General features: G+C 51.6%; 19 protein-coding genes. 9 read left to right on the forward strand and 10 right to left on the reverse strand.

What is annotated here, in order from left to right; all coding sequences use genetic code 11:
- Positions 1–422: 422 nt before the first annotated feature.
- The 5 genes from typA to fabY all read left to right on the forward strand — a co-directional run bounded on the left by typA (position 423) and on the right by fabY (position 5,301).
- Positions 423–2,246 carry a ribosome-dependent GTPase TypA gene (typA, locus tag GW579_RS22440; protein ID WP_152324949.1) on the forward strand — a complete coding sequence of 608 codons (1,824 nt, stop codon included), beginning with the start codon at positions 423–425 and terminating at the stop codon, positions 2,244–2,246.
- A 164-nt stretch (positions 2,247–2,410) separates the two neighbouring features.
- On the forward strand, positions 2,411–2,998 hold the full coding sequence (gene yihX, locus GW579_RS22445; RefSeq protein ID WP_165061984.1) for a glucose-1-phosphatase: 588 nt from the start codon (positions 2,411–2,413) through the stop codon (positions 2,996–2,998).
- A gap of 11 nt (positions 2,999–3,009) precedes the next feature.
- On the forward strand, positions 3,010–3,888 hold the full coding sequence (locus GW579_RS22450) for a virulence factor BrkB family protein (RefSeq protein WP_152324951.1): 879 nt from the start codon (positions 3,010–3,012) through the stop codon (positions 3,886–3,888).
- A gap of 9 nt (positions 3,889–3,897) precedes the next feature.
- On the forward strand, positions 3,898–4,335 hold the full coding sequence (gene dtd / locus GW579_RS22455; protein WP_165061986.1) for a D-aminoacyl-tRNA deacylase: 438 nt from the start codon (positions 3,898–3,900) through the stop codon (positions 4,333–4,335).
- A 33-nt stretch (positions 4,336–4,368) separates the two neighbouring features.
- Entirely contained in the window at positions 4,369–5,301 is a 933-nt protein-coding gene (gene fabY / locus GW579_RS22460) for a fatty acid biosynthesis protein FabY (protein ID WP_152324954.1), read from the forward strand.
- A 68-nt stretch (positions 5,302–5,369) separates the two neighbouring features.
- Here the strand turns inward: fabY and GW579_RS22465 are convergent, their stop codons facing one another.
- From GW579_RS22465 to gmk, 8 genes are all read right to left on the reverse strand, one after another.
- On the reverse strand, positions 5,370–7,061 hold the full coding sequence (locus GW579_RS22465; protein ID WP_165061988.1) for a translocation/assembly module TamB domain-containing protein: 1,692 nt from the start codon (positions 7,059–7,061) through the stop codon (positions 5,370–5,372).
- 154 nt (positions 7,062–7,215) lie between these two features.
- Positions 7,216–8,607, reverse strand: coding sequence for a uracil-xanthine permease family protein (locus GW579_RS22470; RefSeq protein WP_152324957.1), 1,392 nt, complete (start codon positions 8,605–8,607; stop codon positions 7,216–7,218).
- A 266-nt stretch (positions 8,608–8,873) separates the two neighbouring features.
- On the reverse strand, positions 8,874–10,199 hold the full coding sequence (locus GW579_RS22475) for a PTS sugar transporter subunit IIC (RefSeq protein WP_165061990.1): 1,326 nt from the start codon (positions 10,197–10,199) through the stop codon (positions 8,874–8,876).
- 246 nt (positions 10,200–10,445) lie between these two features.
- A complete protein-coding gene (recG, locus tag GW579_RS22480) occupies positions 10,446–12,527 on the reverse strand; it encodes an ATP-dependent DNA helicase RecG (RefSeq protein WP_165061992.1) in 2,082 nt (693 codons plus the stop codon).
- Entirely contained in the window at positions 12,524–13,222 is a 699-nt protein-coding gene (gene trmH, locus GW579_RS22485; RefSeq protein ID WP_165061994.1) for a tRNA (guanosine(18)-2'-O)-methyltransferase TrmH, read from the reverse strand. Before trmH ends, recG begins: the two co-directional genes overlap by 4 nt.
- 5 nt (positions 13,223–13,227) lie before the next feature.
- Positions 13,228–15,336 carry a bifunctional GTP diphosphokinase/guanosine-3',5'-bis pyrophosphate 3'-pyrophosphohydrolase gene (gene spoT, locus GW579_RS22490; RefSeq protein ID WP_120509389.1) on the reverse strand — a complete coding sequence of 703 codons (2,109 nt, stop codon included), beginning with the start codon at positions 15,334–15,336 and terminating at the stop codon, positions 13,228–13,230.
- Positions 15,337–15,355: 19 nt separating this feature from the next.
- Positions 15,356–15,631, reverse strand: a complete 276-nt coding sequence (gene rpoZ, locus GW579_RS22495; protein ID WP_015699238.1) for a DNA-directed RNA polymerase subunit omega — start codon at positions 15,629–15,631, stop codon at positions 15,356–15,358.
- 54 nt (positions 15,632–15,685) lie between these two features.
- On the reverse strand, positions 15,686–16,309 hold the full coding sequence (gene gmk / locus GW579_RS22500; RefSeq protein WP_104923929.1) for a guanylate kinase: 624 nt from the start codon (positions 16,307–16,309) through the stop codon (positions 15,686–15,688).
- Positions 16,310–16,587: 278 nt separating this feature from the next.
- Between gmk and ligB the strand changes: the two genes are divergently transcribed.
- Positions 16,588–18,285, forward strand: coding sequence for an NAD-dependent DNA ligase LigB (ligB, locus tag GW579_RS22505; RefSeq protein ID WP_165061995.1), 1,698 nt, complete (start codon positions 16,588–16,590; stop codon positions 18,283–18,285).
- 21 nt (positions 18,286–18,306) lie between these two features.
- Here the strand turns inward: ligB and GW579_RS22510 are convergent, their stop codons facing one another.
- Positions 18,307–18,924 (reverse strand): trimeric intracellular cation channel family protein, encoded by a 618-nt coding sequence (locus GW579_RS22510; protein ID WP_152324964.1) that lies wholly within the window; start codon positions 18,922–18,924, stop codon positions 18,307–18,309.
- Between the two features lie 344 nt (positions 18,925–19,268).
- Between GW579_RS22510 and GW579_RS22515 the strand changes: the two genes are divergently transcribed.
- Together GW579_RS22515 and fabF are read left to right on the forward strand one after the other, a co-directional pair.
- The gene (locus tag GW579_RS22515) at positions 19,269–19,889 is read left to right on the forward strand and encodes a TetR/AcrR family transcriptional regulator (protein ID WP_152324966.1); all 621 of its coding nucleotides are present in this window, start codon (positions 19,269–19,271) and stop codon (positions 19,887–19,889) included.
- Between the two features lie 139 nt (positions 19,890–20,028).
- Positions 20,029–21,303, forward strand: a complete 1,275-nt coding sequence (gene fabF / locus GW579_RS22520; RefSeq protein WP_152324968.1) for a beta-ketoacyl-ACP synthase II — start codon at positions 20,029–20,031, stop codon at positions 21,301–21,303.
- An 89-nt stretch (positions 21,304–21,392) separates the two neighbouring features.
- Here fabF and GW579_RS22525 read toward each other — a convergent pair whose 3' ends face one another.
- Positions 21,393–22,256: a YicC/YloC family endoribonuclease gene (locus GW579_RS22525; RefSeq protein ID WP_152324970.1), complete on the reverse strand. Its 864-nt coding sequence runs from the start codon at positions 22,254–22,256 to the stop codon at positions 21,393–21,395.
- A gap of 126 nt (positions 22,257–22,382) precedes the next feature.
- Between GW579_RS22525 and rph the strand changes: the two genes are divergently transcribed.
- Positions 22,383–23,099 (forward strand): ribonuclease PH, encoded by a 717-nt coding sequence (rph, locus tag GW579_RS22530; RefSeq protein ID WP_152324971.1) that lies wholly within the window; start codon positions 22,383–22,385, stop codon positions 23,097–23,099.
- Positions 23,100–23,173: the final 74 nt, after the last annotated feature.

Here is a 23,173-nt window from a genome sequence, read left to right on the forward strand (position 1 = left end):
TTGGTCTTTAGTTGGAAATAACAGCTTTACTTGAACTGGCGTGTGGCCTAAACAGCACTATTATTTGTCTGGTCAGACTCTTTCACCCAGTAAAAACTTTTTACCCTAAAAAATTTTTACTCTAAAAACTATTAGCGAAAAGTGTGCCAACTTTGAGAAAATGCAAACAACGCCATTTTACAGGGCTTTTGCACTCGATAAGTATGCACCATAACGGAATTTCTGCACTACAATGGTGCTAATCGTGAGATGCAAGGCACCAAAAAGGTGCGTCATAATGGTTCAGGGGTTCTTTTGCACCGTGAAAGGGATCACAAAGTAGCCATCCACAAGTTGTTTCAACAAGATCCTTGTGATCTTGTTTAGAACCTCGCTTAATACGTGTACAATAGCGCGCTATTTCTAATGCCTGAGGCAAAGCTGTGATCGAAAATTTGCGTAACATCGCCATTATTGCCCACGTTGACCATGGTAAAACCACCCTGGTCGACAAGCTGCTGCAACAATCCGGTACTTTCGGAGAACGTGTAGAAGCTACCGAACGCGTAATGGACTCCAACGATTTGGAGAAAGAGCGTGGGATTACCATCCTCGCAAAAAACACCGCCATTAATTGGAAAGACTACCGCATCAACATCGTGGATACCCCAGGACACGCCGACTTCGGCGGTGAGGTAGAGCGTGTGATGTCAATGGTCGACTCGGTGCTGCTGGTTGTGGATGCAATGGATGGCCCAATGCCGCAAACCCGTTTCGTGACCAAAAAAGCATTCGCTAATGGTCTGAAGCCGATCGTGGTAATCAACAAAGTTGACCGCCCTGGCGCGCGTCCTGACTGGGTTGTTGATCAGGTCTTTGACCTGTTCGTAAACCTGGACGCAACTGACGAACAACTCGATTTCCCAATCATCTATGCATCTGCACTGATGGGTATCGCGGGTAACGACCATAACGATATGGCCGAAGACATGACCCCGCTGTACCAGGCGATTGTTGACCACGTATCTCCGCCACAAGTTGAGATGGAAGCACCTTTCCAGATGCAAATCTCTCAGCTGGACTACAACAACTATGTTGGCGTCATCGGCATCGGTCGTATCAAACGCGGTACTGTTAAACCTAACCAGCAGATCACTGTGATCGACAGCGAAGGTAAAACCCGTAACGGTAAAGTCGGTAAAGTTCTGACCCACATGGGTCTTGAGCGTATCGAAGCGACCGTTGCTGAAGCTGGCGATATCATCGCGATCACCGGTTTGGGTGAGCTGAACATTTCCGACACTATCTGTGACCCGGCAAATGTTGAAGCTCTGCCAGCGCTGAGCGTTGATGAACCAACCGTTACCATGTACTTCTGCGTTAACACCTCTCCGTTCTGTGGTAAAGAAGGTAAGTATGTGACTTCACGTCAGATCCTTGACCGTCTGAACAAAGAACTGGTGCACAACGTAGCATTGCGTGTTGAAGAAACTGAAGATGCTGATGCATTCCGCGTTTCAGGCCGTGGTGAACTTCACCTGTCGGTTCTGATCGAAAACATGCGTCGTGAAGGTTTCGAGCTGGCGGTTTCCCGTCCTAAAGTAATCAACCGTAAAATCGATGGCCGCATGCAAGAGCCATTCGAGAACGTGACACTGGATATCGAAGAGCAACACCAGGGTTCTGTCATGCAGGCCATGGGTGAGCGTAAAGGCGATGTCAAAGACATGATCCCAGACGGCAAAGGTCGTATCCGTCTTGATTACCTGATCCCAGCACGTGGCCTGATCGGCTTCCGTACTGAATTCATGACCATGACTTCAGGTACCGGTCTGCTGTACTCCACGTTCAGCCACTACGATGACGTCCGTCAGGGCGAAATCGGTCAGCGTCAGAATGGCGTTCTGATTTCCAACGGTCAGGGTAAAGCAGTTGCGTTCGCACTGTTCAGCCTGCAAGACCGCGGTAAATTGTTCCTGGGCCACGGCGCAGAAGTGTATGAAGGCCAGATCATCGGTATTCACTCACGTTCTAACGACCTGACCGTGAACTGCCTGACCGGTAAGAAACTGACCAACATGCGTGCGTCCGGTACTGACGAAGCAACGACTCTGGTTCCTGCTATCAAAATGTCTCTGGAGCAAGCTCTGGAATTCATCGATGATGACGAACTGGTCGAAGTGACTCCTCAGTCTGTGCGTATCCGTAAACGTCACCTGACCGAGAACGACCGTAAACGTGCAATGCGTGGTCCAAAAGAAGGTTAATCTTCTTTTACGCATACCGTTACACAGAAACAGGGTGCCTTTGGGTACCCTGTTTTTTTTGTATTTTTTTTCCAAACCTGCGCTAAACCCCACGCATCTGTCACTGTTCACCTGTACGTTTTACCGCTAAAGTTAAAAGTCATCTTTGAAATCAGGAGCGTGCAATGCTGTACATTTTTGATATGGGAAACGTCATTATTGATATTGATTTCAAACGTGTTCTTGGCGTGTGGAGCCATCTGAGCGGTACGCCATTGGCTACGCTGATGGAGCGATTCTCGATGGGCGAGGTATTCCAGAAGCACGAGCGTGGCGAAATCAGCGATGAACAGTTTGCCGCCGACTTATGTCATGAAATGGGCATTGCGCTCAGTTTCGAGCAGTTCAGCGCGGGCTGGCAAGCCATATTTGTCGGGTTGAGGCCTGAGGTGATCACGGTATTCAAGAAACTGCGCGAAGAAGGCCATCGCGTTGTCGTGCTGTCGAATACTAACCGCTTACATCTGGATTTCTGGCCTCAGCATTACCCGGAAATTGAAGCCAATACCGATGCGATGTATCTTTCGCAAAATCTGGGTATGCGTAAACCTGAACCGGAAATTTTCCAGCATGTGCTTGAGAAAGAAGGATTTTCTGCCAGCCAAGCAGTATTCTTTGATGATGTTGCTGAGAATATAGAAGCCGCCCGTGCGGCAGGCATTGAGGCTGTGTGGGTGGAAGATAACCAGACAGTACCGAAATACTTTTCCTGAAGGATGTAAGGATGCACAAAAGGGCATTGAGGCACTACCCAAAATCATTATGGAAATTCACAGTCCTGCTCTTAAAGCGTTCAGATAAAGATGGCCTGACGCTTCTCGCGGGCCATTTAGCCTATGTCTCTTTGCTTTCACTGGTTCCGCTGATCGCCGTGGTATTTTCGCTGTTTGCATTATTCCCGGTTTTTTCGGAAATCAGTGCGCAACTGAAAACCTTCATTTTTTCTAACTTCATGCCGGCAACGGGCAATACCATCCAGCGCTATCTTGAACAGTTTGTGGCCAACTCCAGTAAAATGACCGCGGTGGGCACTTGTGGATTAATCGTCACTGCGTTGCTTCTGATAGCTTCTGTAGACAGCGTGCTGAATAAAATCTGGGACAGCAAAACCAAGCGCCCGATTGTGTTCTCCTTTGCAGTGTACTGGATGGTATTAACGCTCGGCCCGATTCTGCTGGTAGCCAGCGTTGCGGTCAGTTCTTATCTGCTTTCGCTGAACTGGCTTAACCTGAGTGGCGTGCATTCCCTTATCGATCATGCGCTGCGGATCCTGCCTTTGCTGATTTCCTGGGTGACTTTCTGGCTCTTATATCAGGTCGTGCCCACGGTCAGGGTGCCGGCCAAAGATGCGCTGGTAGGCGCCCTGGTTTCCGGTGCCTTATTTGAACTGAGTAAAAAAATCTTCACTCTGTATATTCAGCTTTTCCCATCGTATCAGTTGATTTACGGTGTACTGGCGGTGATTCCAATTTTATTTCTTTGGGTCTATGTCAGCTGGTGTATCGTGCTTCTTGGCGCGGAAATCACCGTTACGCTTGGCGAGTTTCGTTCCCTGAGAAAATTGCAGTCTGCTCAGCAAGTAGCAGCAGAAAAATCAGTCTGAAGGATTTGTATGATTGCGTTAATTCAGCGGGTATTGAATGCCAGCGTGACCATCGACGGAAGCGTCTGTGGTGAAATCGGGCCAGGGTTGCTGGTTTTGCTGGGGGTTGAGCGGGGCGATGACGAACAAAAAGCCAAACGTCTTTGTGAACGGGTGATCGGGTACCGGATATTCGGTGACGAGAATGACAAAATGAACCTGAACGTCCAGCAGGCTGGTGGCAGTTTGCTGGTGGTTTCGCAGTTTACGCTGGCGGCGGACACTCAAAAAGGCATGCGTCCGGGGTTCTCACAGGGCGCAGAGCCGCAGGAAGCCGACCGGTTGTATCAGTATTTTTGCGGGCAATGCCGTAAGAAGGGTATTGCTACCGAAACGGGCCGTTTCGCCGCGGATATGAAAGTGGCACTGGTGAATGACGGGCCGGTGACCTTCTGGCTACAAGTCTGATCGATAAGGCATAACGCCGGAGAGAAAGCATCTATGTATCACCTGAGAGTACCGACGACCGAAAAAGAGCTGGCCGCCTATTACCGATTCCGCTGGGAAATGCTGCGCAAGCCGTTGCATCAACCGGAAGGTTCAGAACGTGATGCCTACGATTCGATTGCGCATCACCAGATGGTTGTGGATGAAAACGGCGATCCGGTTGCGGTCGGTCGTTTATATATTAATGCCGATAACGAGGCTTCAATCCGTTTTCTGGCCGTTGATCCGAATGTACAGGACAAAGGACTGGGGACGCTGGTGGCGATGACGCTGGAGTCTGTCGCCCGGCAGGAAGGCGTGAAGCGTGTGGTGTGTAGCGCGCGTGAAGATGCCGTGGAATTCTTCGCCAAGCTGGGTTTTGTGAATCAGGGCGAAATCACCACGCCACAAACGACACCGGTTCGCCATTTCCTGATGATTAAACCCATTGAAACGCTGGACGATATTTTACACCGCCCAGACTGGTGCGGTCAGTTGCAGCAGGCCTGGTATGATCACATCCCGTTGAGTGAAAAAATGGGTGTGCGTATCAGCCAGTACACCGGCCAGAGATTCGTAACCACGATGCCGGAAACGGGCAATCAGAATCCTCATCACACCTTGTTTGCGGGTAGCTTATTCTCGCTGGCCACACTGACCGGCTGGGGACTCATCTGGTTATTGCTGCGTGAGCGCCATCTGGGCGGCACTATCGTGCTGGCCGATGCGCATATCCGTTACAGCACGCCGGTGACCGGCAGACCGCGTGCCATCGCCGATTTGGGCTCTGTCCGGGGCGACCTTGACCGGCTGGCCCGCGGACGCAAAGCGCGCGTGCAGCTTGAAGTGAATTTATACGGCGACGAGACTGACGGCGCCGTGTTTGAAGGCACTTATCTTGTTCTTCCCGCCGCTCCCGGCGCGCCGCTGGAACCTGAAATCAACTGATTCGCTTTCCGTAAAAACAAAAAGGCACCGTGCAAACGGTGCCTTTTTACGTTCAGATGCGGAATTGATTATTCCGGCGCAGCGCCTGAAACCAGCCCGTTAACCATTTGCTGATTCAAAGTCTGTCCGTTGCTGCCGGTAACCTGCAAAGTGCCTCTGAGTGTCGGTTTGAAATCGACATTGGCGGGCATTTGACCTTGCAAATTGAGCTGCATATTGGCATTACCGTCCAGCGCCAGGTGCGGCCATCCCCAGTTTTCCAGCTCATTTGCCGGCACCGCACGTCCTGTCATTTTCACGGAGAAATGGCGCTGTGGTTGCTGATCTACCGTTGCCGTCGCTTCCAGTAATCCTTCTTTGGTGAAGGCGCTCAGCTCGGAAATATTCACCTGACTGTCGTTCGCATCCAGCGTTATGGAAGGGCGGCGAACATCATTACGGTTGAACGTCGCTTCACTGGCGTTGAGATTCAGCTTCCCGCCCCAGACTCCCCACTGATGGTCGCGCGCCAGCAACAAATTACTGCCCAAACCATCAAGCGCTGTGATTTGGAACGGGAATTGCGGGTTGATATCGATAATCAGGTTACGGTTAGCGATGAACCGGCTGACAGAAATTTCGGCCAGCGGAGCCGGCAACGCCTGAAGCCAGAGTTGTTTCCAGTTCTGAGGCAGCGTGTATTCCAGCCCGGCAACGGAAAGCTCATCCAGCTGCAGACGTTTGTTCGCACGCAGCCAGTTACCGGTCGTTCTCAGCAAGCTACGCTCCCAGCGTGCGGTGGCCTGTTTGATGGAAATTCCCTGCGGGGAAAGGTCGAGGCTGATGATTGGATCCTGAATATGCAGATTACCGTCAATCATGTCCGTCGCGTTCAGCGTGATTTCGCCGTCATCGCTTTGCCAGTCGCCTTTCTCCAGCGTCAGGTCTTGCACGGAAAGGTCTACATCACTGAAAGCCCAGTCAGTGCCTTGCAGCCGGGCGTCGATCAAATCCAGGCGCTGAATCGTCACTTTCGGCAATGTCTGGAAATCATCAAAGAATGCAGAAAGCGATTTTGACGTTTGCAGGCGGACATTGCTCAGGCGCAGATTCTCGATATTCCAGCTGCCGTCGGCGTCCTGCGTCGCCTTACCGGTCAGCTGACCGCGCGCCAGATCGCCACCAAAATTACTCAGTGTCAGATTCTTGTTGTTGATATTGCCCTGAATCAGCACGTTTTCAGCCGGAAGCCCGTTTACGGTCAGGCTCAATGCGCTCAGCTGGAAATCGGCTTTATCACCCAAAAGCTGATTCGGTTTCGGTTGCCACGGCGAAATACCGGCATTAATTTGCTGCCCCTGAATATCGAGGCCTGCGGTATTGCCGGTCAGTGCCATCTTGCTCAGTTGCAGCGTATTGGCCTGTAAGGGCAGCTTGATGGCGGAAGGGCTCACGTTCAGGCGGCCATTGGCCAGAACAACGTGATCGAAAAAGTAAGGGTCAGTAATCTGACGCCAGCTCAAATCGAGATCCACTTCTCCGGCGTTCAGAATTTCAGGCTGATTTTTTTGCCCGAAGATGACATTCGTCAGCGTGATGCGGCCAGGCATTGACCAGTTATGATCCAGCTTTTCTACCGAGAGCCGGTACTCGCTGTTGTCGCTTATCCAGCGGCTGACCCAGCCGGCAGCCCAGCGGGTTTGTAATAGGACGTACACCAGTACGATCGCCAGCACCAGAAGTAAGGCGAACGTCAGCAAAATTTTACCGATAAATCTCATCGTCTGGAGCCCTGTAACGGGAAAAAGGAAAAAAGATTCTTTGTTTATGCCGCAAACAGCGACTTTTCTCAACAGGTTAGCAGAAGGGAGACAATAAAAAGCGGCAGGGGTTCCAGACCCGCTGCCGCTGTTGCACGTGGATTACATCCCGTGATTACTTTTCGTGAGGGAAAACCAGATTCAGAACTATCGCAGTAATCCCGCCCGCCGCGATGCCGGAAGACAGCAGCGTTTTAATCCAGTCTGGCGCGAATTGCAGGATCAGCGGCTGCTGGGAAACGCCCATGCCGACGGCCAGTGAAAGCGCCATGATCATAATCGCGCGGCGGTTCAGGCGCTCGCGGGAAACAATACGCACGCCCGAAGCGGCAATCGTACCGAACATCACGATGGTTGCGCCGCCTAAAACAGGCTCAGGAATGTGCTGCACAAACCCGGCAACTGCAGGGAAAAGCCCCAGTACGATCAGCATCAGCGCAACCACAAAGCCAACATAACGGCTGGCTACGCCGGTCAGCTGAATCACGCCGTTGTTCTGGCCGAAACAGGAGTTAGGGAAGGTATTGAATACGGCTGACAGCATTGAGTTCAGGCCGTTAGCCAGCACGCCGCCTTTGATGCGCTTCATGTACAGAGGGCCACTGACCGGCTGCTCGGAAACGTCAGATGTCGCAGTGATATCACCGATGGTTTCCAGCGACGTCACCATAAAGATAAGCATCAGCGGGATGAGCAGATTCCAGTCGAAGCCAAGGCCGTAATACAACGGCGTCGGTAACGTAATCCAGTTGCTCTGCGCGGCTGGTGCCACGTCAGGCAACATGCCCATCATCCAGGCCGCCAGATACCCTACCGCCATGGCGATAACCAGAGAAGCGACACGCATATACGGATTACGCTGGCGGTTGAGCAGAATGATAACCACCAGAACGACGGCGGCCAGAATCAGGTTTTTAGGTGCGCCAAAAGTATGATTACTCATCGCCGCATAGCCGCCACCAATTGACGTCAGCCCGACCTGAATCAGCGAAAGACCGATAATCATGACGACGATGCCGGAAACCAGCGGGGTGATGACGCGGCGGGCAAGGTGCAGGAATCGCGACAAAACGATTTCGGTACAAGAAGCCAGCATCAATGTGCCGAAGAGCGCGGCCATCATTGTCGGAACATCAGCGCCGCCGTTTTTCAGCGCCAGACCTCCCATAATCAGCGGCGAGACAAAGTTAAAGCTGGTGCCCTGAATTGAAAGCAGGCCGGAACCGACGGGACCCCAGGTTTTAATTTGCAGAATGGAAGCCAGGCCCGAAGCAAACAGCGACATGCTGATAATGTGCTGAGTGTCCTGCGCAGGTAATCCCAGCGCCTGACAAATCAGTAATGCGGGGGTGATCACCGCGACAAACATCGCCAGTAAATGCTGACAGGCGGCAAAGAGAGTCTGAGGTATTGGCGGACGGTCTTCGAGCCGGTAAATCAGTTCACTTTTTGGCTGGGGGGAAAGGTCTGGTTGCTGAGAGTCTTGTTCTGTGGTTTGCGAACTCATGTTATGGCATTCCAATAAGCGGCAAAGCGGGCATTTTTATTGAAATACGCGACAAAAGCAAACGTTTGCTAACGACAATTTAAACTGTGAAATCTTCGTTAAAAAATCTTTTGTGAACTGTTTGCCCGGCTGAGGTTTTTTCTGAGAAGGTCTTGTTCTGTTTTGTACGGGAAATCGGGTAATTCCGGTGGGAGACTGAAGAAAAACAGGCGCCGGGATAAAAGCCACGGCGCCTGTTTCAGGCTTTCTGTTTCTTCACTTATCGCTTACTGAGTGACATCTGCTTTTTCCGTAAACACGGCTTCAGCTTCCGCTGCTTTTTCCTGCGTCAGCAACTGCTTCTCATAAACCTTGAAGAACGGATAGTAAACCACCATCGAAAGCGCCATCAGCATGATGACCAGAAGCGACACTTTAAAGTCCCAACCCATTGCCCAGGCAGCACCAATCGGCGCAGGGGACGTCCATGGAACCAGCGAAATCATATGTGGCAGAAGATCGGTTGAGACAGCGGTGTAGGCAATAACGGCATTCACCATCGGTGCCAGCAGGAAGGGAATGAAAAATACCGGATTCATGACAATCGGCGTGCCGAAAATCACCGGCTCATTGATGTTAAAGCAGCTGGGAACCAGGCTGAGTTTCCCCATTGTACGCAGATGCGCGGACTTACTGCGGCAAAACAGCAGCACCAGTCCCATTGTCGCGCCGGAGCCGCCGATGACGATCAGGAAGTTCCAGAACGCTTCGGTCATGATGTGCGTCATCGGCAAACCTGCGGCGAGATCCGTTTGGTTCAACCCCAGATTGGTTAGCCAGAAAGCCTGCAACATTCCTGACACGATAGCCGAACCATGAATACCGGCGAACCACAGCAGATGGCAAATCAGTACCGCCAGAAGTACGGCGGGCAGGGAGTCAGCGGCGGAAATCAACGGCTCGAACAGCGCCATAATTGCCTGCGGTAACAGCATGTCGAAGCCCGACTGCACCAGCAAACTCAGCGGGAAAAGAGTCACCACCACCGCAATAATCGGGATCAGCAAATCAAACGAATGCTTGATGTTGGAAGGAACCTGCTCGGGTAGCCGTATGCCAATATTGTATTTTTTCAGCAAGCGTGTCAGTTCGGTCACATAAATCGCCACCAGAATTGCGGTGAAAATCCCTACGCCGCCCAGTGCGGCTGTAGACATTTTCTCATCAATCTGAGGCGCAGCCACCAGCAGAAAAGACATCAGCGACAGCATCGCGGTCATAAACGGGTCAAGCTTGTAGCTTCGCGCCAGATTATAGGCAATGGCCGCAGCGATGTAGATCGACATAATCCCCATCGTCATATTAAACGGCGTCAGAATCTGTACTTCATATTTTGCCGACAGTTCCAGCCAGCTTCGGGCAAATCCCCATGAGGATTCAGGAGAGAAAGGCGGGTGAACGAAAACCAGCAAAAAGGACCCAACAATCATAAACGGCATTGCTGAAATAAACCCGTCACGCACCGCCATGACATGGCGCTGGGAAGATAACCGGGCCGCAAACGGGCTGATTTTCTGTTCTATAAAATCAAAGAGGGACTGGCTGATACTCATGATGATTTTGGCCTTATGGTGAGGGGATCTGACAGGCTTACCTTAATTATCATCAGTGTAGTGGCGGGGTGTGAAACCGGTTACCGACTTTACCCCAGTCTGTGAAGGTCATCAAATAACCAGAAGGCTTGATGGTTTTGAGGCAGAAATGAGCAAAAGTTGGGTTAATACATTGAAGCCAAAACATCATTTTCAATAATGTTTTGGCGTTTCAGAAAGAAAAAGAAAAGTCGAAAAGCATAAGAATTATGCGTTGGTATAACGCACTCTTTCCGGCAGCCAGCGCTCAATCAGCGCTTTGGCATGATCAGGGAACTGCTGCTGGAGATACCGTGCAATGCGCTGTACGTCGGGGATCATAGCCTGATCGCGCAGCAAGTCAGCCACTTTAAATTCAGCGCTACCTGTCTGGCGTGTGCCCAGTAATTCACCCGGCCCGCGGATTTCTAAATCCTGCTGAGCAATGACAAAACCATCGTTGCTGTCGCGTAAAACCTGCAAGCGCTTCTGCGCTGTTTTGCTGAGCGGTGTTTTGTATAACAACACGCAGTGGGATGCGACAGCACCACGCCCGACGCGGCCACGCAGCTGGTGTAACTGCGCCAGCCCGAGGCGTTCCGGGTTTTCGATGATCATCAGGCTGGCGTTGGGCACGTCGACGCCCACTTCGATGACGGTTGTCGCCACCAGAAGCTGCACCTCGCCCTTTTTGAACGCCTGCATAACGGCTTGTTTTTCCTGCGCTTTCATCCGGCCATGAACCAGCCCGATATTCAGCGCAGGCAGGGCTTCTTTCAGCCCTTCCCATGTGGCTTCCGCTGCCTGAGCTTCCAGCATTTCGGATTCTTCAATCAGCGTACAAACCCAGTAAGCCTGGCGGTTTTCCTGCTCACAGGCGCTTTTAACGCGGCTGATGATATCGCTGCGGCGAGTATCAGGGATCGCAACCGTCGTTACCGGCGTTCTGCCAGGCGGAAGTTCATCGATTACTGACGTATCCAAATCGGCGTAAGCGGTCATCGCCAGCGTTCTCGGGATTGGCGTTGCGGTCATGATCAGCTGATGCGGATGGAATCCCTGTTGCAGACCTTTCTCCCATAGTGCCAGCCGCTGATGAACGCCAAAGCGGTGTTGTTCATCAATGATCACCAGCGATAATGAGGAGAACAGAACCTGTTCCTGAAAGATCGCGTGAGTCCCGACGACCATCGAAACCTGACCACTGGCAATCGCATCCTGCTGCGCCAGTCTGGCTTTGCCTTTTTGTTTTCCGGCCAGCCATCCGACCTGAATACCCAGCGGTTCGAACCACTGACGGAAATTATTAGCATGCTGCTCGGCGAGTAATTCTGTGGGCGCCATCAGCCCGACCTGCTGACCCTGCGCAATCGCACAAAGCGCGGCAAGTGCCGCTACCAGCGTTTTACCTGAACCGACGTCGCCCTGAACCAGACGCATCATCGGATAGTTTTTTGCCAAATCCTGTTCGATTTCAGCCACCACGCGCTGTTGTGCGCCGGTCGGGCTGAACGGCAACAAGGCAAGAAACTGATTTTTCAGGCGATCGTCATGATGCAGCGGCATGGCTTTATAGCTTTGCGTGCCGGCGCGAACGGCCAGCATGCTGAGATTGTGCGCCAGCAACTCTTCCATAATCAGACGTCGTTGTGCCGGGTGATGTCCTTTCTCCAGATCGGCCAGCTGAATATCTGGTGGCGGCCGGTGCAGTAAATGCAGCGCCTGTGGAAGCGGAATTAACGAGCGGCTCAGTTCTTCCGGCAACATTTCAGCGATGGGCACGGTATCGAGTAATTCCAGCGCCTGATCGGTCAGTTTACGCAGTGTGGCCTGACGGATGCCTTCCGTTGTCGGATAAACTGGCGTCAGCGATTCCTGCAAAACCACTTCGCTGTTTTCACCCTGAATACGATATTCCGGATGAATAATTTCGGCGCCAATTGTGCCGCGTTTAATTTCACCATACGCGGTGACACGACGGCCTGCAGCCAGACTGTTTTTCATCGCGGCGTTAAAATTGAAGAAGCGTAATGTCACCATGCCGGTGCCGTCACTTATCTGACAGGTCAGCATTCTGCGGCGGCCAAAACTGATATCACTGCGCAGCACTTCGCCTTCTATAGTCGCGAAAATGCCGGGCTGTAAATCATTGATGGTGTAGAGGCGGGTACGGTCTTCATAACGTAAAGGGAGATGTAGCAATAAATCCTGAATAGTTTCAAGACCGAGTTTAGCGAGTTTGTCTGCCTGACTGGCTCCGACGCCGGAAAGCGACGTCAGCGGGATGGCGTCGAGCAGGCGGCCTTTCATCTTTTTTTCACCGTCATTTGCATCGCTGACCACCATTCATCATCAGCAATAATTTGACCCTTCTCATCAATGAACGGGCGCGGTAATTTCTTACGTTGTGCCACATGAGATAAGACCGGATAGCCACCTTCAAAGAGCAGACGTTGCTGTTCTTTCTCACTTAAAACGCTTTTATCGCGAGTATACATTCCGGCATTTTCACGCTGACGCTGAGCTTCGTACAGGATTAAAGCGGAGGCCACAGACACATTCAGCGACTGTACCATCCCGATCATCGGTATAATAATATCGCTGTCTGCAAGAGCCAGCGCTTCGGGAGTAATACCGGTTTTTTCCTGCCCCAGCAAAATGCAGGTCGGGCGGGTGTAATCAATCGCGCGGAAATCGACGGCTTTTTCAGACAGGTTGGTCGCAAGAATTTGCATACCTTGCGCCTTCATTTGTGCGACGGCATCCTGAATTGTTTTGTGTGTTTTGACCTGAACCCAGCTGTTGCTGCCTGCAGCGGAAGACACTAACGTCTTCATTCGGGTCGTTGGCCAGACCGCGTGGATTTGGTGAACGCCGACGGCGTCGGCGGTCCGGATGACAGCAGAAACGTTATGCGGTTTATGCACCTGTTCCATGCAGACCGTCAGGTCTGGCTGTCGGGCCGCAAGCATTTCACGGATACGCGCATAACGTTCTGGGGTCATAACAATCAGTTTCGGTTGCGGGTAACTTTGATGACGTCCGGCATGATACGAATTTTACGCATGATATTCGCCAGATGAACGCGGTCGCGGGTCGTCAGGCGGATAAAGGCACTGTATACGCGGCCGTCTTTTTCTTCAGTGCTCAGGCTCTGGATATTTGACTGCGCGGCGTTAATCGCAGCGGTCAGATTTGCCAGAGCGCCCTGATGGTTGAACATGTCGACTTTGATTTCCGCAATAAATTCCTGATCGGTTTCCTGGTGATCGTCCCAGTCAACGGCCATGAATTTCTCAGGTTCTTTCTGATAACCGCGAATGTTACGACAGGACTCGTGATGAATAACCAGTCCTTTACCCGGACTCACGTGAGCAATAATCGGGTCGCCCGGAATAGGGCGGCAGCATTTCGCGAAGGTAATCAGTACGCCGTCTGCGCCTTTGATTGGCAGATTACGTGTGCCCGATGTTGCCATTGAAGACTGATCACCCATCAGATTTTTAGCCACGACGACGCTCATGGCGTTGCCGAGACCAATTTCAGCCAGCAAATCGTCCATCGCTGCGAGCTTCATGCGGTCGAGTTCGTTTTTGATATTCTCTGGCGGAATGTCTGACAATTTCTTACCGGCACCCAGCGCATGGTTCAGCAGACGTCGGCCGAGCGAAACGGAATCATCACGTTTCAGGTTCTTGAGCATCTGACGAATTTTGGCGCGAGCGCGTGAGCTGACGACAAAGTTGAGCCATGCTGCATTCGGACGGGCGCCCGGCGCGGTAATGATTTCGATTGTCTGACCGCTGGTCAGCGGCTGCGAGAGCGGATAAGGCTGGCGATCGACACGTGCACCCACACAGGCATGGCCGATATCGGTATGCACGGCATAAGCAAAGTCGACCGGTGTCGCGCCCGCAGGCAATTCGACAATACGGCCTTCCGGCGTGAAGACGTAAATCTCGTCGGGGAACAGATCCGATTTAACGCTCTCGATAAATTCAAATGAGTTACCCGCGCTCTGTTGCAGTTCTAGCAGACTTTGCAACCAGCGTTGCGCACGAATCTGCGCCGTCGTGCTGGTTTCACTGTTCTCTTTATAAGCCCAGTGTGCCGCAACCCCCATCTCTGCCATCTGATCCATATCTTCGGTACGGATTTGTACCTCAACCGGAACACCGTGCGGGCCGATTAAAGAGGTATGCAGGGATTGATAGCCGTTGGCTTTGGGGATGGCGATGTAATCTTTAACCCGACCCGGACGCGGTTTGTACAGGCTGTGAGCCTGGCCTAATACGCGATAACAGGTATCAAGGTCTTTAACGATCACCCGGAAGGCGTAAATATCCATAATGGAATGGAAACGCTGTTCCTTAAGGTGCATTTTGCAATAGATCGAATACAGGTGTTTTTCGCGACCACTTACACGGCACTGAATACCGGCTTCGGTTAAACGGCCTTCTATCTCAGAGAGGATTTTTTGGATCATCTCTTTACGGTTACCACGCGCAGCTTTAACCACTTCTTTGATAACGCGATAACGATTTGGATAGAGTGCTTCGAAGCCCAGCTCTTCAAGCTCGGTTTTCAGATGGTGAATACCCAAACGGTGTGCCAGCGGGCTGTAAATTTCCAGCGTTTCGCGGGCAATGCGGCGACGTTTATCCGGGCGCAAAGAGCCCAGCGTGCGCATGTTATGGGTACGGTCAGCGAGCTTGATCAAGATGACGCGGATGTCTTGCACCATCGCCATGACCATTTTGCGGAAGTTTTCCGCCTGCGCTTCTTTCTTATCGCGGAATTTCAGCTTGTCTAACTTTGAAACGCCTTCAACCAGCTCAGCAACGCTTTTGCCAAACAGTTGTTCCATATCCTGGTAAGTTGCAGGCGTGTCTTCGATAACGTCGTGTAATAACGCCGCCATCAGAGTCTCATGATCGAGCCTCATTTCAGCCAAAATACAGGCCACGGCTACCGGGTGAGTAATATAAGGCTCACCGCTGGAGCGTGTCTGCCCCTCGTGCGCATCCCGCGCCACGAGGTAAGCCTGCACGAGGCGCTTAATTTGCTCCTCCGGCAGGTATTTTTGAATCAGTTGATTCAGGCTTTCAAAGATATACAAGTGAGATCCGTTTCGTTAATTAACGACGGCCTTCAGCGATGGCAGTCACTGCCTGAATCTCTGCGGCTTCCTGCTCTTGTTGCTCCTGACGGTCACGAACGTCGAGGATCTGATTGGTGATCAGGCCTTCTTCGATTTCGCGCAGGGCAATAACGGTGAATTTATCGTTTTCCTCAGCGACCAGTGGATCTTTACCACCAGATTGCAGCTGGCGTGCGCGACGAGCAGCCACCAACACCAGGTCAAAACGGTTACCAATTTTCTCAACAGCGTCTTGAACAGTTACGCGTGCCATATATGTGCTACTCCACAGGGTGACGAAAGACTGGGCATAATACTGAAAGTGACTTCAGTCTGCCAATAGTTTGGTGATTAATCCGTCATGACGGAGCCGCTGACGGCTCAGACGCAGACGTTCGGCGCGAATAATGGTTTTTAAATCCGATAACGCCAGATCAAAATCATCGTTCACAATTAAATAGTCGTATTCGGCAAAGTGCGTCATTTCTGCAACGGCCTGCGCCATACGTTTTGCGATAACTTCTTCGCTATCCTGACCACGGCCACGCAGGCGGCGATCAAGCTCATCTTTTGATGGCGGCAATACGAAAATACTGCGTGCTTGCGGCATTCTTTTCCTGATCTGCTGAGCACCTTGCCAGTCGATATCCAGGAAAACGTCAACGCCAGACGCCAAAACCTGCTCAATGGTTTCACGTGAAGTCCCGTAATAATTCCCGAAAACTTCTGCGTGTTCTAAAAAGGCATCACGTTCAATCATCTCGCGAAACTCTTCTTTAGAAACAAAGAAGTAGTGCTCGCCATGTTTCTCGCCCGGACGTTCTGTACGGGTGGTATGGGAAATAGAAACCTGTGTGTCGTAGAGCGGTTGTGTTTTCAGTAAAGCCTGAATCAGACTTGATTTACCTGCTCCACTCGGGGCGGAGACAATATATAGCGTGCCTTGAACCATGATGACATTTCAACTGATTGGGTTGATAGGAAGTATGCGAAGAGTGATCTCTCGCACAGTATACACGCTCGCCGCATTCGGTGCAGCGTTCCGACGTATTTCATCGTAACTAAGCCCGGGAAAACAGCCCCACTTTGTGGAATTACGCGCTGTATTCCAAAATTTCTTTGTATTACAGCAACGAATGAAATAACCAGGAAAGCATCTCGCAAGAACGAACATTGGCACTGGCAGATAAAATATCGACAGCGTTTACTGGCACCCACAAGGAGGTGCTTATGCGCCGTTTCACTCTTTTTATCAGTGTGTTCTGTTTTATTTTCCCAACGGTTGCCGGTGAGATATTCCCGCAAGATTGTCCTGCATGGTCAGCGGCTCAGCTGAACCGGGAAACACATAAGCTTTCGGAGCAACTGGCTCAGTGGGACAAGGCGTACCATGAATCAGGAAGCAGCCCGATCGAAGATTCTGTTTACGATAACCTGCGACAGAAACAGAGTAAGTGGTTGCAGTGCGCCGGATTGCCATTGCCTGAGCTTACGGTGCCGGGTGGCGATGATGCCACCATTGCTCACGCCGTAGCACATACCGGGCTCAATAAATTACGCGATAAACAGGGCGTATCAGACTGGATGCGTGGCCGTAAAAATCTCTGGGTGCAGCCTAAAGTCGACGGTGTGGCCGTTTCGCTGATTTACCGGCATGGCAAACTGGCGGCCCTGCTAAGCCGGGGCGATGGTGCTAAAGGCCAGAACTGGACGGTTAAAGCGGCTTCCATTCCGTCAATTCCGCTCAATATTGCCGACAAAAGCCCGGAACTGGTATTGCAGGGCGAGCTGTATTTGAAGATGACCGGTCATCAACAAAGTGTTGAAGGTGGCATGAATGCGAGATCGAAAGTGGCGGGCGCCATGATGCGAAATTCGATATCCGATCAGCTCAGTGAGTTTGGCATCTTCATCTGGTCTTGGCCTGACGGGCCTGCCGATATGCAGGAACACCTCCAAAAACTTAGTGCTTTAGGTTTCCCTGAAGTTTCTCAATTCACACTTGCAGTTAACTCTGTGGAAGATGTATCGAAATGGCGGGATACCTGGTTTCTCCAGCCGCTGCCTTTTGCGACCGACGGCGTGGTGATCCGCCAGCAAGAAGAGCCATCCGGAAAATACTGGATGAATAAACCCGCTACATGGGCAGTTGCGTGGAAATACCCGCCCGCAAGACAACTCACAGAAGTCTCCGGTATTACAACAACCACGGGGCGAAGTGGAAAAGTCACCGTAATTCTGAACCTGAAGACGCTGAAACTGGACGATAAATCGGTGAGTAAAGTCAGTGTAGGCTCGGTTGCCCGCTTTAAATCATGGGATGTGTTGCCCGGTGATCAGGTGGCTATCAGTCTGGCCGGTCAGGGGATCCCGCGGCTTGATGATGTCACGTGGCGCGTGAGCGAACGCCCCGAAATAAACCTTCCTGATCCACAACAATATGATGCGCTTTCTTGCTTCACGCCGGAGCCCGGTTGCGCGCAGCAGTTTCTCTCGCGCCTTGTCTGGCTAAGCGGTCCTGAAGGACTAGATATGGCCGGGTTTGGTGGTGCGACGTGGCAAAAGTTGTTCGAGAGGATTTCGGCTGATTCACTGGTGGCGTGGTTAAATCTGAATGAGAAGGACATGGCGGCTGTGCCGGGGATTAGTGTTAAGCAGGCGCAGAAGCTGGCGGCGCAAATCCAGTTGGCACGGGATAAAGGTTTCAGACACTGGCTGTCAGCATTGGGTTTTCCTACCTTTGCCCTGAAGTTTGCGGAGCAAAGGCAAAACTGGCGTCAGCTGGAACAACTGAGTTCCGGTGATTGGGAAACAAAGGCCGGGGTTGGGCAAAAACGGGCCCGTCAGGTTTACGGCTTTATTCATCACCCGCAGGTTATGGCGCTGGCCGAGCGGCTAAAGCAGGCTGAACTGCCTGCTTTTCAGTAGTGTACAACGCCAGCCGGTAACTTAATGGTCTGAGTGCGGGTAGTTGAAAACCGGCAGGCCGAGACGAAAGCGCAGCGCGATAAGACGTGCGATAAAACCGACAAGCAGGGTGATGATCACCACCAGATTGTGCGGCAACGCGAGGTATTGCAGGCCGATATAAACCCAGGCGGAGGCGAAAGAGATCCCTGCGTAGATTTCTTTCTGGAAAACCAGAGGGATCTGATTACACATCATATCCCTCAGTACGCCGCCGAAAACGCCAGTAATCACTGCACAGACTGAAGCAATAATTGCGCCGTGACCCATATCAAGCGCAACCTGCGTCCCGATGATTGAAAACACCACCAGGCCTACGGCATCAAGCACAAGAAATAGCCGGCGAAGATGTTGCATCAGTGGGGCCAGCCAGGTCGTCATAATGGCAGCAACGGCAACAATGACGATGTATTCCGGATGCTTAACCCAACCTAAAGGATAGTGTCCGAGCAACATGTCACGAACAGAGCCGCCACCAATAGCAGTCGCCGCTGCGATAATAATGACGCCAAAGGAGTCCATTTTACGACGCCCGGCCGCCAGAGCTCCCGTCATGGCTTCTGCGGTGATCCCAATAATATAAAGAACTGTGAGTAACATAAATGTTCGCCGGACAAATCAGTAAGTGAGAAAGCAGGAGCCGCGTAGAGTAATGAGCTTTTCATAAACTCTCGATTGAATTTTTCTTTTGCATCTTATTTCAGATTATTAAAACTAATGTTAGTTACGCATCAGTCAGGCTAAACAAAAGGCTCGGGAAGGATTCTGGCTTATTTTAGATTAGAAAAACAGTTATCGCATGCCAGTTTGTTCATCCTTCTTTCATTTTCTACCTGAAGTGTCTCTCCCATAAAGGTGAAAAGTGTCTATTTTTAAGTTACGATTATTTAAAATCGTCACTAAAAGACGCAAGACCCAATGATTTTATCTGTCCGGAGGAGTGTATGAAGCCCGAAATTCCGGTTGCGTTAACTCAGCGTGGACCAGCTGAACACGAACGGCGCGAACAAATTATTGATGCGGCATTTGAGCACTTTCGTCTGTATGGTTATGCCAAAACGTCTGTGGCGGATCTGGCGAAATCGATCGGTGTTTCAAGTGCTTATATTTATAAATTTTTTGAGTCAAAACAGGCGATTGGTGAAGCCATCTGTTCCCAGCGTGTCGGTCAGATTGATCAGGCTTTGCTGCTGATTGCCCAGAGTGACCAAAGTGCAACTCTGCGCCTGCGTTCAATTTTTAAAACGTTGTTAACACGTAGTCTGGATCTCTTCTTTCAGGATCGAAAGTTACACGACTTGGCTGCGACAGCCTCTGCGCAGCAGTGGAAATCCACGCGAAATCACCGGGCTATGATGTATGCCATCGTTGAAAAAATAGTCAGTGACGGGCGTGAGTCTGGCGAATTTGAACGTAAAACGCCGTTGGATGAAGTCTGTATGGCCATCACCAGCGTAACGACTCCGTTCTCTCACCCGCTGTTACTGGAACAAAAAACGCCGGAGCAACTGGAAGAACGCGTTCAGGCCATTACCGGTCTGGTTCTTCGCAGTCTGGCAAAATAGTCACGACAAAAATTTCGAGTTACGGGTTTACAAAATCGTAATTCGTCACATACTGTCAGCCTTTAATTAAATCGTTTCTGCCCGCTGGTGGAAGTTTCAGCAGAAACTTATGTCTTCAACAGACAGAGAGGAAAGTTTTATGACTCATCGTCGAGTGGTTATTACCGGCATGGGGGCTGTGAGTCCTCTGGGCTGTGATATCGAAACTATCTGGAAGCGCCTGCTGGCCGGTCAGTCTGGTATCCGCGTTTTGCCGGAAGAAATTGTTGAAACACTGTCCGTGAAAATTGGCGGTCAGGTACAAACTAAAGAACAGGATCCTGAATCAGGTTTCGATCCTGACCTGTTTGTTGTGCCGAAAGACCAGAAGAAAATGGACCGTTTCATTCTTTTCGCCATGGCAGCTGCCGATATGGCGATTGCGAATTCAGGCTGGAAAGCAGAAACCGCTGAACAGCAGGAACGTACTGCAACCGTCATCGGTTCTGGTATCGGTGGTTTCCCGGCGATTGCACATGCTGTGCGCACCAACGACAGCCGCGGTGCTAAGCGTTTATCCCCGTTCACCATTCCTTCATTCCTGGTGAATCTGGCATCTGGCCAGGTTTCCATTAAACATCAGTTCAAAGGTCCAATCGGTGCGCCGGTTACCGCATGTGCGGCGGGTGTTCAGGCAATCGGTGATGCGGTTCGTTTGATTCGCAATGATGAAGCGGATGTTGCACTGTGTGGTGGCGCTGAAGCGGCTATCGATACCGTGAGCCTGGGTGGTTTCGCGGCGGCAAAAGCGATGTCTACCGGCCACGAAGATCATCCGGAAAAAGCATCCCGTCCATTTGACAGCGCCCGCGACGGCTTTGTGATGGGCGAAGGTGCAGGCATGCTGGTTATCGAAGAACTGGAACATGCGAAAGCGCGTGGTGCAAAAATTCTCGCTGAGATCGTCGGTTACGGTACCAGCGGCGACGCTTATCACATGACTTCCGGTGCGGAAGACGGCAACGGTGCCGGTCGTGCGATGAAAATTGCTTTGCGTCAGGCGGGGATTCAGCCTTCAGACGTGCAGCATTTGAATGCGCATGCGACCTCTACGCCGGTGGGCGACCTGGGTGAAATCAATGCGATTAAAACCCTGTTCGGCACCGACGGTAAGCTGGCGGTGACGTCCACCAAATCTGCTACCGGGCATTTGCTGGGCGCGGCGGGTGGTCTGGAAACCATCTTCACTATTCTGGCCGTTCGCGACCAGATTGTTCCGCCAACGCTGAATCTGGAAAACAAAGATGAAGCGGCTGCAGGCCTGAACATCGTCGGCAATACGGCACAGAAGCACGGCATTACTTACGCGCTGTCCAACGGCTTTGGTTTTGGCGGTGTGAATGCTTGTGTACTGCTGAAACGTTGGGAAGATTAATTTCTTTCTGAATTTCAGAGCTAAAGCATAAAAAAACGCCTCCGGTCAGGCTGACGGGAGGCGTTTTTTATTGCATCAGATCAGATGATTTACTCAATGTTCTGGATCTGTTCGCGCATTTGTTCGATAAGGACTTTCAGCTCGATGGCGGATGTTGTGACATCGGCATTGATCGATTTGGATGCCAGCGTGTTCGACTCGCGGTTAAATTCCTGCATCATGAAATCAAGACGACGGCCGACCGCCTCATCTTTCTTCATGATTTTATGCGTTTCTTTAACGTGCGCTTCCAGACGGTCCAGCTCTTCTGCAACATCAACACGCTGCGCCATCAGAACCAGTTCCTGCTCCAGACGGGTATTTTCCAGCTGTACCTGCGCGTCTTCCAGCTTGCTGACCAGACGCTCGCGCTGCCATTGCAGGATATTGGGCATCTGGGCACGGACTTTGATGACTTCTGCGCTAACGCCATCAAGGCGTTGTTCGATCATTGTTTTCAGTGCGGCGCCTTCGCTTTCGCGGGCAGCGATGAAATCATCGAGAGCTGTTTCCAGCGCGAGCAGCAGTTCAGTGCTGATTGCATCCAGATCCTGCTCTTCGGCCAGCATGACACCCGGCCAGCGCAGAACTTCCAGCGGATTAATCTCGCCTTCGTCGCTTTGCATTTTTACCCATTGCGCCGCTTCAACCAGCTGTTTCGCCAGTTTTTCATTCAGTTGCAGAGTGCTTTGCGCGCCCGGATCGAGATCAAAACGCAGATTACATTCGACTTTACCGCGGGTCAGCCGGGCACGAATGCGCTCGCGAATAACCGGCTCCAGGCTGCGAAATTGCTCTGGCAGACGGATGTAAGTTTCGAGATAACGTTGGTTTACCGAGCGAAGTTCCCACGCGGCGCTGCCCCAGTCACCCTTAATTTCGCGTCGGGCATAAGCGGTCATACTACGGATCATGTATGCGTACCTGTTAATGTAAAGATGCAGCGATTATAGCCCCGGTAAGCGGGTCATGATAGGCATTACCTCGCGAAGTCCGTATAATGCGCAGCCAAACACGATTCGCGACCCGGAGAACTATCCATGCGTCCAGCAGGCAGAAATGCACAACAAGTACGCCCCGTAACACTGACCCGCCATTACACTAAACACGCTGAAGGTTCCGTGCTGGTGGAGTTTGGTGATACCAAAGTGCTGTGTACCGCGACGGTCGAAGAAGGCGTTCCGCGTTTCCTGAAAGGTCAGGGACAAGGTTGGATCACGGCTGAATACGGTATGCTGCCACGCTCCACGCACAGCCGTAATGCGCGTGAAGCCGCGAAAGGCAAACAAGGCGGTCGTACCCTTGAAATTCAGCGTCTGATTGCCCGCTCATTGCGTGCGGCAGTGGATCTCAAAAAACTGGGTGAATTCACCATCACGCTGGACTGCGATGTTTTGCAGGCTGACGGCGGCACGCGTACTGCGTCCATTTCCGGAGCCTGTGTGGCGCTGGCAGATGCACTGAACGCGCTGGTAGCAGCGGGTAAACTGAAAGCCAATCCGATGAAAGGGATGGTTGCCGCCGTCTCTGTGGGTATTGTCAAAGGCGAAGCGCTTTGCGACCTTGAGTATGTCGAAGATTCGGCAGCTGAAACGGACATGAACGTCGTGATGATGGAAGATGGCCGCATGATTGAAGTGCAGGGCACCGCAGAAGGCGAGCCGTTCAGTCATGAGGAGTTGCTCAGTTTACTGGCCCTCGCCAGAGGGGGCATCGACACTATCTTCCAGGCGCAGAAAGCGGCGCTGGCGGAATAATTTTTTAAGGCGACTGAGAAGTCGCCTTTTTTATGGCCTGCGGGCTGACAATTGCAGATATAAGACATTATCGA

The sequence above is a fragment of the Rahnella contaminans genome (genome assembly GCF_011065485.1).
In the GTDB taxonomy this organism is placed as follows: domain Bacteria; phylum Pseudomonadota; class Gammaproteobacteria; order Enterobacterales; family Enterobacteriaceae; genus Rahnella; species Rahnella contaminans.